This is a genomic window from Saccharopolyspora hattusasensis, assembly GCF_050972075.1.
Lineage (GTDB): Bacteria > Actinomycetota > Actinomycetes > Mycobacteriales > Pseudonocardiaceae > Saccharopolyspora > Saccharopolyspora hattusasensis.
The window spans coordinates 1,763,105-1,778,178 of record NZ_JBPCDC010000001.1 but is presented as its reverse complement, the minus strand read 5'-3'; the positions used below and the strand labels follow the sequence as shown (position 1 = coordinate 1,778,178).

The following is a 15,074-nucleotide window of genomic DNA, read 5'->3' as shown; positions in this document are numbered from 1 at the left end:
TGAAAACGCTCACGAGCCCTGGTCGCAGGATCAGGGGTGGGCTTGGGCGGCCGCGAAGTGTTCCGGGACCGGCCTCAGGTTGCCGCGCTCGTCTGGCAGGCACGTCGCCGTCGGGGCATCGGTGGCCATGAACTCGCCGAGGCAGTGGCCCAGCTGCGTGTGCCCGGCGGCGTTGGCGTGGAACGATTCCTGCATCGCATGCGGCGCGCGCCGCTCGTCCTGGAGGCTCGGCCAGTCGACCGTCAGCCGGGTGAACCACTCGCCCTCTGCCGTGCGCGGGTTCCCGGTGCACGCCTCGTGCCCGGAGCCCGCCAGGGACAGGTCCAGGAACCGGGCGTCCGCCTGCCGCGCGACATCCCGCAGCCCGGCCGACAACTGCGGCACCCCCGTGTCCCGGATCCACTCCAGGTCGCCGGTCAGGAACGGGCAGCCGGACAGGTCCTGCAGCTCGGGCTTGACCCCGGGGCCGACCGGCGAGGCGTAGGACTGCACGATCAGCGAGTAGCTGCTCGGCGTGTAACCCGCGCTGTCCATCGCCGCCCGGATGTCGTGCAGCGCGCCCAGCACCTTCGGCTTCATCCGCTCCACGCGCTGCGGCCACGCGGTGCGCAGCGGCGCCGCGCAACCGTCCGGGGCCTGCCGTACCCAGGCTTCCACGCACCGGTTGATGACTTCGGTGAAGCCCGGGTCGTCGTTCGCGCCGACCTGCACCACGACGTCGGTGATCCGGTAGCGCCGCGCCAGCTCGGCCAGCCGCTGCGACTGGGAACCCTCGGCGTGGCCGGGTCCCGGGTTCGCGCCCACCAGATCGGTCCGCGCGCCCGAGCAGGCCAGGTTGATGCGGGTCACGGCGGGCGGCAGCCGCAGCTGGTTGACCGGCGCGGCGGCCGAGCGGTGGCACCAGTTGTCCTGCTCGCCGTTGGTGCCGGCCTCGTAGTTGCCGCCGCCTTCGCCGGACATCGTGCTGTCGCCGAGGGTCACCACCGCGGCCGGGAGCTGCTTGGGCTGCAGCGGCAATCCCGGCAGGTACTGGTCGCTGATCAACACCGCGAGCGCGAGCACGGTGCCGACCAGCAGCAGGATCAGTGGTTTCGACTTGTGCGCCAGCATCGCGTGGAAGTCTATGGGGCCGCCGCGCGGCGGCCTTCATCACCTCTGCGGGTTTTGGGAGCATTTGCGGCGTCTGGTTCGTTGAACCGGGTGACTGCCACCGACAGGAGGTCTCCGCGCCGTGCAGATCCTCGCCCTTCTCCTCGTCGCCGGTGTGGTCGAGCTCGCCGTGCTGGTCGCCATCGGCCAGGCGATCGGGGTACTGCCCACTATCGGCCTGCTGGTCGCCGCCGCCGTGCTGGGTAGCTGGCTGCTGCGCTGGCAGGGCCGCCGGACCCTGCAGGAGTTCCGCGAAGCCACGCGCCAGCGACGGCCTCCGGAGAGGGACCTCTCCGACGGCGTGCTCATCGCCGCCGCAGGCATTCTGATCATCCTTCCGGGGTTCCTCAGCGACGTGGCCGGCCTGCTGTGCCTGCTGCCACCGGTCCGCGCCATGCTGCGCAAGCGGATGCTGCGCGCGGCGGAGCGGCGGTCGAAGGCGATGCAGGACCAGATGTGGCTGCACACCCAGCAGGCCTACCGCCGGCCGGGCGCGACCGCGCCCGGCGGCGACGTCATCGACGGCGAGGTGGTTTCGGTCACCGAGGACGACGAGCCCGCCGCGGCCGGCCCGGAACTGCTGCCCCCGCAGCGGTCTGCGCAGGCAGAACGACCGGACGGGCGCCCGCGCCGGTGATCGGTCGCCGTCGGCGTCAGCTGGTGCCGGGGGGCGGGTAAGCTCGCCAGAACGATCGCGGCCGGGTTCGCGCTGGGGGCCGGTTCGATCGCGGGATCGTGCGTCGACGCCTTCGACCGATCTCGACCTGCGCAGATGGAAAACCCGGAACGGGGAAGCACGAAGGACATGTCCGAGACCACGTTGTTGCTCGGTGGGCGGATCCACTCGCCCGCCGACGCCGGTGCCACCGCGATGGCCGTCACCGATGGCACCATCGCGTGGGTCGGCACCGACGAGGCCGGCCGTGCGCTGCATCCCGACGCCGAGGTCATCGACCTCGAAGGCGCGTTCGTGGCGCCTGCCTTCGTCGACGCGCACGTGCACGCGACCTCGACCGGCCTGCTGCTCAACGGCCTCGACCTGACCGGTTGCGCGTCGCTGACGGAATTCCTGCACGCACTGCGGGATCACGTGGCGGAGTACCCGGGCACGCTGGTGTGGGGCCACGGGTGGGACGAGACGTGGTGGCCGGAGCGGCGACCCCCGACCCGCGACGAGATCGACGGCGCCGCGGGCGGCGCGCCGGTGTACCTGTCCCGGATCGATGTGCATTCCGCGCTGGTGTCCAGGGCGCTGGTGGACCGGGCGCCGCTGGCCCGCGGGGCTGAAGGCTGGAGCGAGCAAGGCCCGCTGACGCGCGTCGCGCACCACCACGTCCGCCGCGCCGCACGAGAAGCCCTCGGTGCCGCGCAGCGCCAGGAAGCGCAGCTGGCCTTCCTGCGGCACGCGGCCTCGCGGGGCGTGGCGTGCGTGCACGAATGCGGCGGGCCGGACATCTCCGGGGCGGACGACCTGGCGGACTTGCTGGCGCTCGCGGCACAGGGCGGCGTGCCGGAGGTCGTCGGCTACTGGGGCGAACTGGGCGCGGTGGACCGGGCCCGCGAGCTCGGTGTCCGCGGCCTGGCCGGTGATCTCTTCGTCGACGGGGCGGTCGGTTCGCGCACCGCGGCGCTGCGCGAGCCCTACTCGGACGACCGGACCACGGCGGGCGTGCTCTACCTCGACGCGCACGCGGTGGCCGAGCACCTGGTGGAGTGCACGCGCGCCGGGATCCAGGCGGGATTCCACGTGATCGGCGATGCCGGGGTGGCCGAGGTCTGCGACGGCTTCCGCAAGGCGGCCGAGATCGTGGGTGCTCCGGCGCTGGCGAGCCTGCGCCACCGGCTGGAGCACCTGGAGATGGTCGACGAACACCAGGCCGCCGAACTGGGCAGGTTCGGCGTGGTGGCGTCGGTCCAGCCGTCCTTCGACGCCGCCTGGGGCGGTTCCCACGACATGTACGCGCGGCGCCTCGGCGTCGGGCGCGGCACCCGGCTCAACCCGTTCTCGAAGCTCGCCGCCGACGGCGTGCTGCTGGCGTTCGGTTCGGACGCACCGGTCACGCCGGTCGACCCGTGGCGCGCGGTGCAGGCCGCGGTGCACCACCGCACCGCCGGTTTCGGCATCTCACCGCGTGCCGCGTTCACGGCGCACACCCGGGGCGGTTGGCGAGCCGCCGGGGTCGACGACGGCGTGACCGGCACGTTGGTTCCCGGTGCGCCCGCTACCTACGCGGTGTGGGAAGCCGGGAATCTCGTTGTGGCGGCACCTGATTCGCGGGTGCAGCGGTGGTCCACCGACCCGCGGGCGGGCGTGCCGGGCCTGCCGGACCTCTCCCCGGACGCCCCGCTGCCGCGCTGCCTGTGCACGGTCCTGCGCGGGGAAACCATCTATACCCGAGTCGCCGAGGACGACGAACTCGTCTAGCGCTTGATTGGAACGGGCCCCATGCCCTCCGACGGCCTACCGATCCACCTGCAACGCATCTCGTGATCCGCGGAGTCCGGGTCTTCTGCGGCCGGACCCCGCGGACGTGGTTACGCGTTCAGCGGTCTGCCCAGGGCTGCCAGGACCGATTCGTGCACGGCTTCTGACAGGGTTGGGTGGGCGAAGACCGCCTCGGCGAGGTCGTCGGCCGTGGCCTCCAGCGAGTGGGCGATCCCGAGGCCCTGGACCAGTTCCGTGACGTCCGGACCGACCAGGTGCGCGCCCAGCAGTTCGCCGGTGGCGGCGTCGAAGATGGTCTTGACGAAGCCGTCGGCTTCGCCGATGGCCATCGCCTTGCCGGAGGCCTGCAGGTCGAACCGGCCGATGTGCAACGGGCGTCCCGTTGCCCGGGCTTGGGCCTCGGTCAGGCCGAGACGGGCGACCTGCGGTCGTGCGTAGGTGCAGCCCGGAATTCGGCTCGGGTCCAGCGGTTTCACGTGCTCCACCCCGGCGAGTCGCTCGACGCACACCACGCCTTCGTGGCTCGCCTTGTGGGCGAGGCACGGGGCGCCCGCCACATCACCGATCGCGTAGACACCGAACACGTTGGTCCGGCACCACTGGTCGGTGCGGACGAATCCGCGTTCCACCTTGACCCCGAGCCCTTCGAGCCCGAGCCCCGTCACGTTGCCCTCGACGCCCGCCGCGACCAGGACCCGCTCCGCGACGAGCCGCTCCGCCTCGCCGTCGGCGAGGTTCAGCGTCACGGTCACGTGGTCGGCCGCCGCGGCGACCTCGGACACCGATGCGCCGGTGTGCACCCGGATGTCGCGCTTCTCGAACTTCTTGCGCACGTGCTCGGCGACCGCGGCGTCCTCGGCGGGCATGACCTGCGGGGCCACCTCGACGAGCGTGACCTCGCTGCCGAGGTCGTTGTAGAGGCTGGCGAATTCGACCCCGATCGCGCCGGAACCGATGACCAGCAAGGACTTGGGGACCTCCGCCGGTACCAGCGCCTCGAAGTACGTCCAGACCCGGTCCCTGTCGGGCACCACGCCGGGCAGCGAGCGGGGGCGCGCGCCGGTCGCCAGGATCACGTGGTCGGCGCGCAGCGTCCTCGGGTGCTCCCCGGCGACCTCGACCACGCCCTTGCAGGCTAGTCGGGCGGACCCGTTGACGACGTCGATGCCGTTCTTGCGCATCAGGTATTCGACGCCGCCGGCGAGGCGGTCCGAAACCGAGCGGCTGAACGCCACCAGCTGCGCCACGTCGAACTCCACCCCGCTTGCGGTGAAGCCCAGCGGCCGCAGGTTGGCGAGCGTGTGGGCGACGTCCGCGCCGTGCAGCAGCGCTTTGGTCGGGATGCATCCCCAGTTCAGGCAGATGCCCCCGAGCCGATCGCGTTCGACGACGGCCGTGCGCAGCCCGAGCTGGGCGGCGCGGATGGCCGCCACGTAGCCGCCGGGGCCGCCGCCGACGACGAGCACATCGTACTTTTCGGTCATCGCTCCTCCTAGACCAGCATCAGGGCCGGTGATTCGACGAAACGCTTGAGCTCCCGCAGGAACGTCGCGCCGAGCGCACCGTCGATCACGCGGTGGTCGCAGGAGAGCGTCACCGTCAGGACCGTCCGGGCGATGATCTGTCCATTGTCGACGCACGGGCGCTGCTCGCCGGAGCCGACCGCGAGGATCGCCGCTTGCGGCGGGTTGATGATCGCGTCGAACTCGCGCACCCCGAACATGCCCAGGTTGGAGACCGTGAAGGTGCCGCCCTGGAACTCCTCGGGCTTGAGCCGGCCGGTCTTGGCCTTGGTGACCAGGGAGTGCACCTCGCCGGAGATCTCGGCCAAGGACTTGGTGCCGGCCCCGCGCACGATGGGCGTGATCAGGCCCGAGGGAAGCGCCACCGCGACGGAGATGTCGGCGGCGGAATACCGGAGCACCGCTTGAGATTCCTCGTCGAACTGCACGTTGACGTCCGGGACCTCGCGCAGCGCGGCCGCGCACGCCTTGACGATGAAGTCGTTCACCGAGAGCTTGACCGCCGGCACCGTGGCGTTGATCTGCTTCCGCAGGGCGAGCAGCGCGTCGATCTCCAGGTCCGCGGTCAGCCGGAAGTGCGGGGAGGTCTGCTTCGAAGCCTGCAGCCGACGGCCGATGACCTTGCGCATCGGATCGAGCGGTACGGTCTCGAATTCCGGTGCGGCCGGGGCGGTTTCGCGGACCTCGGGTCCGGCAGCGGGCAGGAACTTCCGCTCTGCCTCGCGGACGTCCGCGACGCACACCCGGCCGCGCGCACCCGTGGCCCGGCAGTCGTGCAGGTTGATGCCGAGGCCCGCCGCGAGGCGCCGCGCCACCGGGGTGGCGTTGACGCTGCTGTCGTCCTGTGCGGACCGTGTGGGAGTGGCGTTGCGCTGCGGTGCCAACGGTTCTGCGACTGTGCCTCCCGCCGCGCGGATGGCGGCGTAGACGTCGGCCACCGAAACCCGGCCGATGCGGCCGGAACCGGCCACCTCGCCGAGATCGATCTGGAGCTTGGCCGCGAGCTTGAGCGCGTGCGGCGTTGCGAAGACGTCGCCGTTCGTCGAGCCTGCCAGCGATTCTGGGACCACGGTCGTTCCCGGTGTCGCGACCGGCGCCGCTGCTGCCATCTGGGCAGCGGGCAAAACTGCTCTCTCCGCAACGGGTTCCGGTGCGGTAGACCCGTTCGCCGCCAGGAACTCCTCGATCGCCGCATCCGGGACGTCGGCGTCTGCCGACACCGCCATCGCGGCTCCCACCGGTAGCGTCTCGCCCGGCTTCGCGAGGACGCGGCGCAGCACCCCGTCGAAGGGCGCTTCCATCTCGTTGGTGATCTTGCTGGTCTCGACCTCGCAGATCGGGTCGCCCTTGCGGAACCCGGCACCCTCGTCGACCAGCCACTTCGTGATGGTGCCCTCCTCCATGGAAAGGCCCCACTTCGGCACTTCGATCAGGTTGATGTCGCCCATGATCAGTTCGCCACCAGCCTGCGGATCGCGGTTTCGATGCGGGCCGCGTCCGGCAACCAGGCCTTCTCCAGTTTGGGGGAGAAGGGAACCGGCGTGTGCGGCGGAGTCACGAGCTCGACCGGCGCCCGCAGCGAGTCGAACGCCTTGGTCGCGATGAGCGCGGCCACGTCGTGGCCGAAACCGCAGCGGGCCGCGGACTCGTCCACGACGACCACCCGGCCGGTGGCGGCCACCGATTCGAGGATGCCCTCCTCGTCCAGCGGCGAGACGGTCCGCGGGTCCACGACCTCGACCGAGACGCCCTCGGCGGCCAGCTTGTCGGCCGCGTCGTTGGCGGCGCCGACCATGGCGGACAGGGCGATCACCGTCACGTCCGTGCCCTGCCGGGTGTAGTTGGCCACTCCGAACGGGATCGCGTAGGGCTCGTCCGGCACCTCGGCCTTCGTGTCGTAGAGGGTCTTGTGCTCGCAGAACACGACCGGGTCGTCGTCCCGGATGGCCTGGATCAGCAGCCCCTTGGCGTCGTAGGCGTTCGACGGCGCCACGACCTTGAGGCCGGGCACGGCGGCGAACACGTTGTAAGGCGACTGCGAGTGCTGGGCGGCAGCGGAGAACCCCGCGCCGATCATGCCGCGCATCACCATCGGCGTGCGCGCCTTGCCGCCGAACATGTACCGGAACTTAGCCGCCTGGTTGTAGAGCGCGTCGTAGCAGACCCCGAAGAAGTCCATGAACATCAGCTCTGCCACGGGCCGCAGGCCGGTCAGCGCCGCACCGGCCGCCATGCCGATGATCGCTGACTCCGTGATCGGCGTGTCGATGACGCGCTCGGAGCCGAACTGGGTCCACAGGCCCTTGGTGACGCCGAGGACGCCGCCGAACGCTTCGACCTTCTTCGTCTCCAAGTCGGGGTTGGTGCCGGCGTGGCCGCCGCGCAGGTCCTCGCCGATCTGCACGACGGTCTCGTCGCGCTCCATCTCCTGGCAGAGGGCGTCCTTCACGGCCTCGCGGTACGTCTTCTTCGACGTGGTCATCGTTGCCAGCCCTTCAGTACGAGACGTAGACGTCGGTGAGCAGGTTCTCGATCGGCGGGTACGCGGCGGCGCGGGCGCGGGCGACCGCGTCGTCGACGAGCCGCCGGGATTCCTCGTCGATGGCGTCGAGTTCCTTCGCGGTGGCCTTCTTGCGGTCCACCTCGTCGCGGAAGTTCTGCAGCGGATCCCGCGTCCGGCGCAGCTCCGCGACCTGCTCCGGGGTCCGGTACAGCTGCGCGTCGCCCTCGAAGTGGCCCCAGAACCGGTTCGCCCGGGCCTCGATGGTGGTCGGCCCGCCGCCGTCGCGGGCCCGCTCGGCGGCCTGTCGAGTGGCCTCGTGCACCTCGAAGAAGTCGGTGCCGTCGACCTTCACCGCGGGCATGCCGAACGCGGCCGCCCGGGCGGCGATGTCCGGCGCGCCGACCGCGTAGTCGGTGCCGGTGGCCTCGCCGAACCCGTTGTTCTCGATGACGAAGATGATCGGCAGCTTGAGGACCACCGCCATGTTCATGGCTTCGAAGGTGGTGCCCTGGTTCGAGCCCCCGTCGCCGGTGAACGACGCGGCGATGCCGCCGTTGCGCAGCGTCTTGGCGCTCAAAGCGGCACCGATCGCCAGCGACGGTGCGCCGCCGACGATCGCGTTGGCGCCGAGCATGCCGACCGACAGGTCGGCGATGTGCATCGATCCGCCCTTGCCGTGGCACAGGCCGTCGTCCTTGCCGAAGATCTCCGCCATCATCCCGCGGATGTCGCAGCCCTTGGCGATGCAGTGACCGTGGCCGCGGTGCGTGGAGCCGATGTAGTCGGTGTCCCGCAGGTTCTCGCACACGCCTACGGCGATCGCCTCCTGCCCGGAGTACAGGTGGATGAACCCGGGGATGTCGCCGGTGGCGTTCTCCTCGTGCAGGCGGTCCTCGAACGCGCGGATCTCGGACATCTTTCGATAAGCGCGCAGCAGCTCTTGCTTGTTCAAGGCCATCTCGCTCCTCTTCCGCGTGCGGTCCGGCGACCTGGCGATGTGCGGATCGGGCGGGTGGTCCGCCCGATCGGATCGCGCAGACCCGCCGTGGCTCTTGGTGGGCAAACGTAAGCGGATCTCGAAAGAGCGGACCAGCGTTGCAGTGGGTTGCATGTGGGATGTCGCCCAGTGGCAACGATCTTCTGGGCAGTTTTGTGTCCTCTGTGGATTGAATCGCACAGAGGTTCGAAGGTCTCGACGCGGGACGCAACCCTGTGCAACTCTTGCGCATCCGCCCCGTGACGCCGTCTCCTATGACGACGTGACGTGGCGAGACACAGCGTTGTTGCGGGACCGACAGGAGCTGGCCATGCGGACCCATCGCCTCGACGAGGCCGCGCTCCCCGTGGGGACGGATACGCGGCAGTACGCCCGTGCGGTCGCCCGTGCGCACGACGCCGTGGTGAGCGGTCGCCGCCCGGCGGTTCCGCCGCGGCCGCTGATCGCCGAGTCCTGGAACCGCGCGCGCAGCCAGGGTGTGAACCCGGACCACGGCGCGGAGTGCCGACCGGTGTCCGCTGGCGAGGTCGAGCATCGTCGCGTCACCTGCGGCATCACCGATGACGCGCTGCTGGCGCTGCGCAGCGGCCTGGTCCCGGCGGCCGAAAGCGCCGGGCACATCGTGGTCATCGTCGACGTCGAGGGACGAGTCCTGTGGCGGGACGGGCACCCGGGTGTGTTCCGCCGGGCCGACCGCCTCGGGTTCGTGGAGGGCGCGTGCTGGCTGGAGAACACGGTGGGCACCAACGCCATCGGCACGGCGCTGGTCGAGGGCGTGCCGGTGCAGGTCCACTCGGCCGAGCACTACGTGCGCAGCCACCACGCGTGGAGCTGCTCGGCCGCGCCGATCCGCGACCCGCGCGACGGGAGGCTGCTCGGCGCGGTGGACGTCAGCGGGCCCGCCGACACCATGCACCCCACCACCCTCGCGCTGGTCCGTGCCGTGGCCGGGTTGGCGGAGGCGAGGTTGCGCGATGTGCACCGCACCCGCCTGGACCGCCTGCGCGCCGTGGCCGCGCCGCTGTTGGCGAAGATCGACGGGCAGGCCCTGGTGGTCGACCCGAATGGCTGGGTGGCCGCCTCGACCGGCCTGCCGCCGCTGGACCGCGTCGCGCTGCCGGACCGGCTGGATTCGCAGGAGGTGTGGCTACCGGCGTTCGGCGCCTGGTCACTCGAACCGCTGCCGGAGGGCATCCTGCTGCGCCCCTGCGCGCCGGACGCGCCGTCGGCGGCCCGCGTGGTGGTCGACGTGCGCCGGCCGGGTCACCCCGCTCTGACCGTGCACCGCACGTCCGGGAGCTGGACGTATCCGCTCAGCCGACGCCATGCGGAGATCCTTCTCGACCTGGCCGAGAACCGGGCGGGCCGGAGTGCCGCCGAGCTCGCCGAGCAGCTGTTCGCCGACCGGACCCGCACGATCACGGTGCGGGCGGAGATGTCCCGGTTGCGCAAGCGGTTCGGCGATCTCCTGGACCACCGGCCGTACCGCTTCCTGGCGGACCTGGACGTGACCGCGGTCCGCTGACCGGTGAGCTCAGCAGCTGGGCTCACCGAGAAGGGACGTGCCCGACCTGGTCAGCGAAGTGGAATCGGCCGCCTGACCAGGCCCGTGACAGCCTTCGAGGGGCGCCGTGGGGGCGCCCCTCGAAGGTTCGTCGCTGCGATCAGGCTGTGAGGGTCACACCGACACTGCTGTCCCGAGATGCCGTTCACGAAACGTGTCAAAACGTTCCGTGAGCAGATGACTTGCGCCACCTGCGTTGACCATCAGGAAGACTGGTGGCCTTCACGCTTCCTCGACCACTGCCAGCACGAACGCTGGTCTGACACGGTCTCCACGTGCGTTTGGCCTTGCGGCCGGTTCCCACGCAACTCGCGGTACCTGACGTGTTTCACCTGCCGCCGCAGGAAAACCGCTGACCGGGCTTGGCTTTCGCTCGGTCAGCAAGCAACACACTACACCACGCTCTGTCACACATTGACACAGGATCCGGAACTGTCAGTAACCCCAGCGCGACGGCGGTCCAAGGCTATCGCTCGTCATCCTGCTGCTGCGGCTGCTGCTCCTGCTGCGGCTGCTGCTGTTCCTGCGGCTGCTGCTGCTGTTCCTGCTGCGGCTGCTGCGAATCAAAGGCGGGCAGGGTCTGGAAGCCCGATTCGGCGGTGGGGGTCTCTTCGAGGAAGGCGCTGACGTTGCTCGGCAGCTGGAAGGTGGGCTCCTCTTCGGCGCTGGCGATGCCCTGGGCGCCGAGCAGGAGGCCGGTCGACGCCGCAGCGGCGAGGACGAGTTTGGCGGTCGTACGCATTTGCTTCTCCCGTTGGTGAAGGGGTTGGTGCGACTGGGAATCTGCCCTGCCTGCGGCCTTCCAGCAGCGCGAGGCCACCAATGTGTGTCACCCCCGGCCGACGTGTTTCGCGCCGTGATCGTCGGTGACCCATTCGGACTGCCTGCTTTGTCCCCCGGCCGCTGATCAGGGGAAGACCCTGCTGACCACAGATCCGGCGGGTTTGCAGAATGGGCGCGCGAGCAGCTGACCGTCCAATTCGCACAGTCGTCGGGCCAGCGCCTCGCCTTCGGCCGGGTCGTCGCTCTTGATGTGCAGCAGCAGCGGTTCGCGCGGGAACTCGGCGACCACCTCGTCCAGCGGCGGCATCAGCCCGGCTCCCCTGCCGGAGACGTGCTGCTGGCGGTGGTGCGGGAGCGCCTCCCGCTGTGTCGGAGACACCTGATGGCGTCGGGTGTGCCGCCCTGGCGGTACCACATCGGTCTCGTGTTGCACAATGGTTTCGGCAGCGCATGTCCGGCCGCTGCGATCTACAGCCGATACCACCACTCTCGGGGTGAGGATTGTGCCCAGTCACGCCACGTCCGGCAACGACGCGCTCCACCGGCCGGTCGAGGGCCGGCGTGCTTGCCCGGTTCCGGGCGACCTGATCGCGGTGCGGGGCCCGTGGGGCACCCGGCGGCCGAGGCGGCAGCTCGGCTCCACCGGCATCGTCACCGCCGACGTCGTCCGGATCTGACCCTGTCCGCAGCGGCCCAACGCAAGACCGACGCTGCGTCGAAGCATCCTGCGCGCTGCGCCAGCCGGACCTCGGTCCGGCGCTGGTCAACCGGGATTACCCGTTCCGCTGCGTGGCCATTCCTGCGTCATGGCTGCCGGTGTCCGTTGCCGCCGTGCTCCGGGACCGCGCCCGCCTGAGTGTGGAGGGCGCGGATGACGGTGTTCGCCGTGGCGACCAGCGGCACGGCCAGGACCGCACCGCCGACACTGGCGAGGGTGAAACCGGCCGTCACGCTGAGCACGACGGCCAGCGGGTGCAGCCGCACGGCGTGCCCGAGCAGCAGCGGTTGCAGCACGTGCCCTTCCAGCTGCATCACGCAGACGACCACGGCCAGCAGGATCAGCGCGTTGACCACGCCGTTGGCGGCCAAGGCGACCAGCACCGCCAGGCTGCCGGTAACGACCGCGCCGATGTAGGGCACGAAGGCGCCGAGGAAGATCAGCACGGCGAGCACGAAGGGCAGCGGCACGCCGAGCACGGTGGCGCCGATGCCGATCACGGCGGCATCGATGAACGCCACCGCCGCGGTCGCGCGAACGTAGGCGACGAGCGTGATGAACCCCTGCCGACCCGCGTTGTGCACGCGGAAGCGGATCGTGCGCGGCATCGTGATCCGCACCAGGAACGACCAGATCGAGTCGCCGTCGCGGAGGAAGAAGAACAGCGTGAACAGGCCGAGCAGCACGCCGGCGAGGAACCGCAGCAGGGTGCCGGTGGTCGCCAGCGCGGTCGTCGGCAGGCCGCCCCGGTCGATTCGCAGGGCCTCCGAAAGCTGTTGGAAGACCTGGTTGAGCTCCTGCTGGCTCAGGCTCAACGGCCCCCGGATCAGCCAGTCGTGGATCTGCTGGAAGCTGGCCACCAGCTGTTCGCTCAGCCCGGACAGTCCCGCCACGAGCGTGTTGATCACCACGGCCAGCACGGCGCCGAGCGCGGCAAGCCCGCCGACGAGCACCAGCGTGGTCGCCAGCGTGCGGTTCAGCCCCTTGCGGACCAGCCAGTGCACCGCCGGGGACATCAGCGCCGCCAGCAGCGCCGCCACCGCCACCGACATCACTTCGCCGTAGAGCAGGCTGAAAATCTGCCACAGCACCCAGACAACGGCGACCAGCACCAGTAGTCGCCACCCCACGGCGGCGGCGACGCACAGGCTGCGGGGTACCGTCCCTGCGACACCGCCTCGGCCGCCGGAATCGTCCACTTCCCGTGGTTGGCCCGCAACGCTGATCACCAAACGTGCCGGGCTCGCGGGTTTGCCACGGCGCGAAACGGGGTAATGACTCCAGCGCTTCGAGGTCCGCAATTTCCATTGAAATTGCGGAAGTTATCCACACCCTTCGGCGTGTCGTGACTCGACACGCCGAAGGTCCGCAATTTCCATTGAAATTGGACCTTCGATTTCAATGGAAATTGCGGACCGACCGGCGGTCGGCACCTCCCCGGTGCGGTTTCATGAACACCCCAGTTTCAGTTGAAACTGCGCTCAGCGGGGGCGGACTGCCGGGGCAGATAGGGCGACGAAGATCGCCATGAGCGCCGGGACCGCCAGGCCGTTCAGGAACGGGTTCCGGCCGAAGTCGCGGGCGCGGATGTGCGACGTGAACGAGGCGGCGCGCGGAGATGTGACAGGCCGGGTCTCAGGCCGGCGGCGGGGTGTTCTCCGACCGCCATTGCGCGAGGTGGTCGTGGAGGCCGCGCAGGGCGTCGTGCGAGCTGCGGTACGCCTCGTACAGGGGCGTGAGGCGCTCGGCGCCGGGGGAGGGGATGAAGACCCGGCTCACCGCGACGGTGGCGGCGGCAGCGGTCTCGACGTCGGGGTACGCACCTGCGGCGACGGCGCCCAGCATGGCCGCGCCGAGCACTGCGCTGTCGTGCATCCGCAGCCGCTCGATGGGGCGCTGCAGGACGTCCGCGTGGATCTGCGTCCACAGGTCGCTTCGCGCGCCGCCGCCGGAGAAGGTCAAGGACGGCAACGGGGTTCCGCACGCCCGCTCTACCGGCTCAAGCACGTGCCGGGCTTCGGCGACCGGTTCCCCGTCCAGGCTGAAGGCGGCGACCTTGACGGCCGTCGTCCCGACGTCGATCCCCAGCATCAGCTCTGCTGCGTGCATGAGCAAGAAGTACCAGGAGCTGCCGCGCGCCCGGAAACCGGCATTCGCAGCTCGGTGCGGCCCGAACTGCGGTTTGAAGATTGCCGAGCAGTGATCAGCCGATTCGAAGGTGCTGTCCTGGAAAATCCTCAAATGCAGCTTCAATGAGAATCTTGAAGGGTCGATGCGCCGCCGGATTCGCCGCCGACTCCAGCGGCGGATCCGGTGAGGTGGAGCTTGCGCTGGACGCGTTGGTAGAAGGTGGTCCGGCCGAGCCGCACGACCCGGGCGGCGGCCGGCTCGACCGTGATGTCGAGGACGGTCCCAGCCGATCGGTGCGCGACGAGCTGCCCGTCGACCTCCACGCCGAGCTCGCTGCTCGTGGGCAGGATCCGCAGCGCGAGCCGCTCCCCGTGGGACAGGAAGATCGCGCGGTTGAAGACCGAGTGCGGTGCCACTGGCGTGACCAGCAGCCCCTCGACCCTGGGGGAAATGATCGGGCCGCCCGCGGAGAAGCTGTAGGCGGTGGACCCGGTGGGGGTCGCGACGACGACGGCGTCCGCCGCGTAGCTGACGAACGGGTGCCCCTCGACCTGCACCTCGACCTCGGCCATGCCCTGGCCGGGCACCCGCACCAGGACGATGTCATTGAACGCGACCACCTCGTGGTCGGCGGTGGTGATGTGCAGCCCAGAGCGCGTCTCGACGGTGAAGCCGTCCTCGTCGATGGCGCACAGCGCCCGGTCCAGCTCGGGAACGTCTATCTCGGCCAGGAATCCCAGCCGCCCGAGGTTCACGCCGAGGACCGGGGTCTGGTGCTCGCAGCCGAGCCGCAGCGCCCGCAGCATGGTGCCGTCGCCGCCGAGGCTGACGAGGAGGTTGGCCCGGCGGGCCAGCTGCGCGGGCGCGAGTGCGGTGATCGGCTGGGTGTAGGCGGCGATCTCCGGCGGCGCGCCGAGCACCTCGATACCCCTGGCCCGCGCCCAGTCCACGACCGTTTCGATCACGTCGGGGCGGTGCCGCCCGGGGTGCAGCACCAGCCCGACCGCCTTGATCAATCCCATGGCCAGCCGCCCTTCGGTCCGGGAGGGGTCCGTACCGGATCTGCCGTCCACTGTAGAGGTTGACGGGCCGGTAATCAGGTCCGGCGGAGCCGGCTTCCGACCGGGCCGGGATTCTCCAACGGGTATCGAGATTCTCACGTTCCAGGGCTTGATCCACTTCGGCGCGCGCCCCGGTGCTGAACGTGCGTCACCGGACCGGATGGTTTGCCTCTGTTCCCCCGGGCGGCGGCGGACATCCG

Annotated in this window: 14 protein-coding genes; 4 read left to right on the top strand and 10 right to left on the bottom strand. The window is 70.4% G+C overall.

Going from position 1 to position 15,074, the window contains the following annotated elements:
- Positions 1-30: 30 nt before the first annotated feature.
- Positions 31-1,110, bottom strand: coding sequence for a GDSL-type esterase/lipase family protein (locus ACRXBZ_RS07405; RefSeq protein ID WP_433878407.1), 1,080 nt, complete (start codon positions 1,108-1,110; stop codon positions 31-33).
- Positions 1,111-1,231: 121 nt separating this feature from the next.
- Between ACRXBZ_RS07405 and ACRXBZ_RS07400 the strand changes: the two genes are divergently transcribed.
- Both ACRXBZ_RS07400 and ACRXBZ_RS07395 read left to right on the top strand, forming a co-directional pair.
- The gene (locus tag ACRXBZ_RS07400; protein ID WP_433878406.1) at positions 1,232-1,786 is read left to right on the top strand and encodes an FxsA family protein; all 555 of its coding nucleotides are present in this window, start codon (positions 1,232-1,234) and stop codon (positions 1,784-1,786) included.
- Positions 1,787-1,954: 168 nt separating this feature from the next.
- On the top strand, positions 1,955-3,574 hold the full coding sequence (locus tag ACRXBZ_RS07395) for an amidohydrolase (protein ID WP_433878405.1): 1,620 nt from the start codon (positions 1,955-1,957) through the stop codon (positions 3,572-3,574).
- 110 nt (positions 3,575-3,684) lie between these two features.
- Here ACRXBZ_RS07395 and lpdA read toward each other — a convergent pair whose 3' ends face one another.
- Genes lpdA through ACRXBZ_RS07375 form a run of 4 tightly spaced genes read right to left on the bottom strand, consistent with a single transcriptional unit; the run spans position 3,685 to position 8,579 of the window.
- Positions 3,685-5,079 (bottom strand): dihydrolipoyl dehydrogenase, encoded by a 1,395-nt coding sequence (gene lpdA / locus ACRXBZ_RS07390; RefSeq protein ID WP_433878404.1) that lies wholly within the window; start codon positions 5,077-5,079, stop codon positions 3,685-3,687.
- Positions 5,080-5,087: 8 nt separating this feature from the next.
- The gene (locus ACRXBZ_RS07385; RefSeq protein ID WP_433878403.1) at positions 5,088-6,566 is read right to left on the bottom strand and encodes a dihydrolipoamide acetyltransferase family protein; all 1,479 of its coding nucleotides are present in this window, start codon (positions 6,564-6,566) and stop codon (positions 5,088-5,090) included.
- Between the two features lie 2 nt (positions 6,567-6,568).
- Complete coding sequence (locus ACRXBZ_RS07380) at positions 6,569-7,600, bottom strand: alpha-ketoacid dehydrogenase subunit beta (protein WP_433878402.1); 1,032 nt, start codon at positions 7,598-7,600, stop codon at positions 6,569-6,571.
- Positions 7,601-7,613: 13 nt separating this feature from the next.
- Complete coding sequence (locus tag ACRXBZ_RS07375) at positions 7,614-8,579, bottom strand: thiamine pyrophosphate-dependent dehydrogenase E1 component subunit alpha (protein ID WP_433878401.1); 966 nt, start codon at positions 8,577-8,579, stop codon at positions 7,614-7,616.
- A 349-nt stretch (positions 8,580-8,928) separates the two neighbouring features.
- On the opposite strand from ACRXBZ_RS07375, the gene ACRXBZ_RS07370 reads away from it, so the two are divergent.
- Positions 8,929-10,143, top strand: coding sequence for a helix-turn-helix domain-containing protein (locus ACRXBZ_RS07370; protein ID WP_433878400.1), 1,215 nt, complete (start codon positions 8,929-8,931; stop codon positions 10,141-10,143).
- 505 nt (positions 10,144-10,648) lie between these two features.
- Here ACRXBZ_RS07370 and ACRXBZ_RS07365 read toward each other — a convergent pair.
- Both ACRXBZ_RS07365 and ACRXBZ_RS07360 read right to left on the bottom strand, forming a co-directional pair.
- Positions 10,649-10,924 carry a hypothetical protein gene (locus ACRXBZ_RS07365; RefSeq protein WP_433878399.1) on the bottom strand — a complete coding sequence of 92 codons (276 nt, stop codon included), beginning with the start codon at positions 10,922-10,924 and terminating at the stop codon, positions 10,649-10,651.
- Positions 10,925-11,089: 165 nt separating this feature from the next.
- Positions 11,090-11,344 (bottom strand): hypothetical protein, encoded by a 255-nt coding sequence (locus ACRXBZ_RS07360; protein ID WP_433878398.1) that lies wholly within the window; start codon positions 11,342-11,344, stop codon positions 11,090-11,092.
- 124 nt (positions 11,345-11,468) lie between these two features.
- Between ACRXBZ_RS07360 and ACRXBZ_RS07355 the strand changes: the two genes are divergently transcribed.
- Positions 11,469-11,642 carry a hypothetical protein gene (locus ACRXBZ_RS07355; protein WP_433878397.1) on the top strand — a complete coding sequence of 58 codons (174 nt, stop codon included), beginning with the start codon at positions 11,469-11,471 and terminating at the stop codon, positions 11,640-11,642.
- Positions 11,643-11,769: 127 nt separating this feature from the next.
- Here ACRXBZ_RS07355 and ACRXBZ_RS07350 read toward each other — a convergent pair whose 3' ends face one another.
- The 3 genes from ACRXBZ_RS07350 to ACRXBZ_RS07340 all read right to left on the bottom strand — a co-directional run bounded on the left by ACRXBZ_RS07350 (position 11,770) and on the right by ACRXBZ_RS07340 (position 14,835).
- Positions 11,770-12,912, bottom strand: coding sequence for an AI-2E family transporter (locus ACRXBZ_RS07350; protein WP_433878396.1), 1,143 nt, complete (start codon positions 12,910-12,912; stop codon positions 11,770-11,772).
- A 406-nt stretch (positions 12,913-13,318) separates the two neighbouring features.
- Positions 13,319-13,924 carry an FGGY-family carbohydrate kinase gene (locus ACRXBZ_RS07345; protein WP_433878395.1) on the bottom strand — a complete coding sequence of 202 codons (606 nt, stop codon included), beginning with the start codon at positions 13,922-13,924 and terminating at the stop codon, positions 13,319-13,321.
- Between the two features lie 8 nt (positions 13,925-13,932).
- Positions 13,933-14,835 (bottom strand): NAD(+)/NADH kinase, encoded by a 903-nt coding sequence (locus tag ACRXBZ_RS07340; RefSeq protein ID WP_246868728.1) that lies wholly within the window; start codon positions 14,833-14,835, stop codon positions 13,933-13,935.
- Between the last annotated feature and the right edge of the window lie 239 nt (positions 14,836-15,074).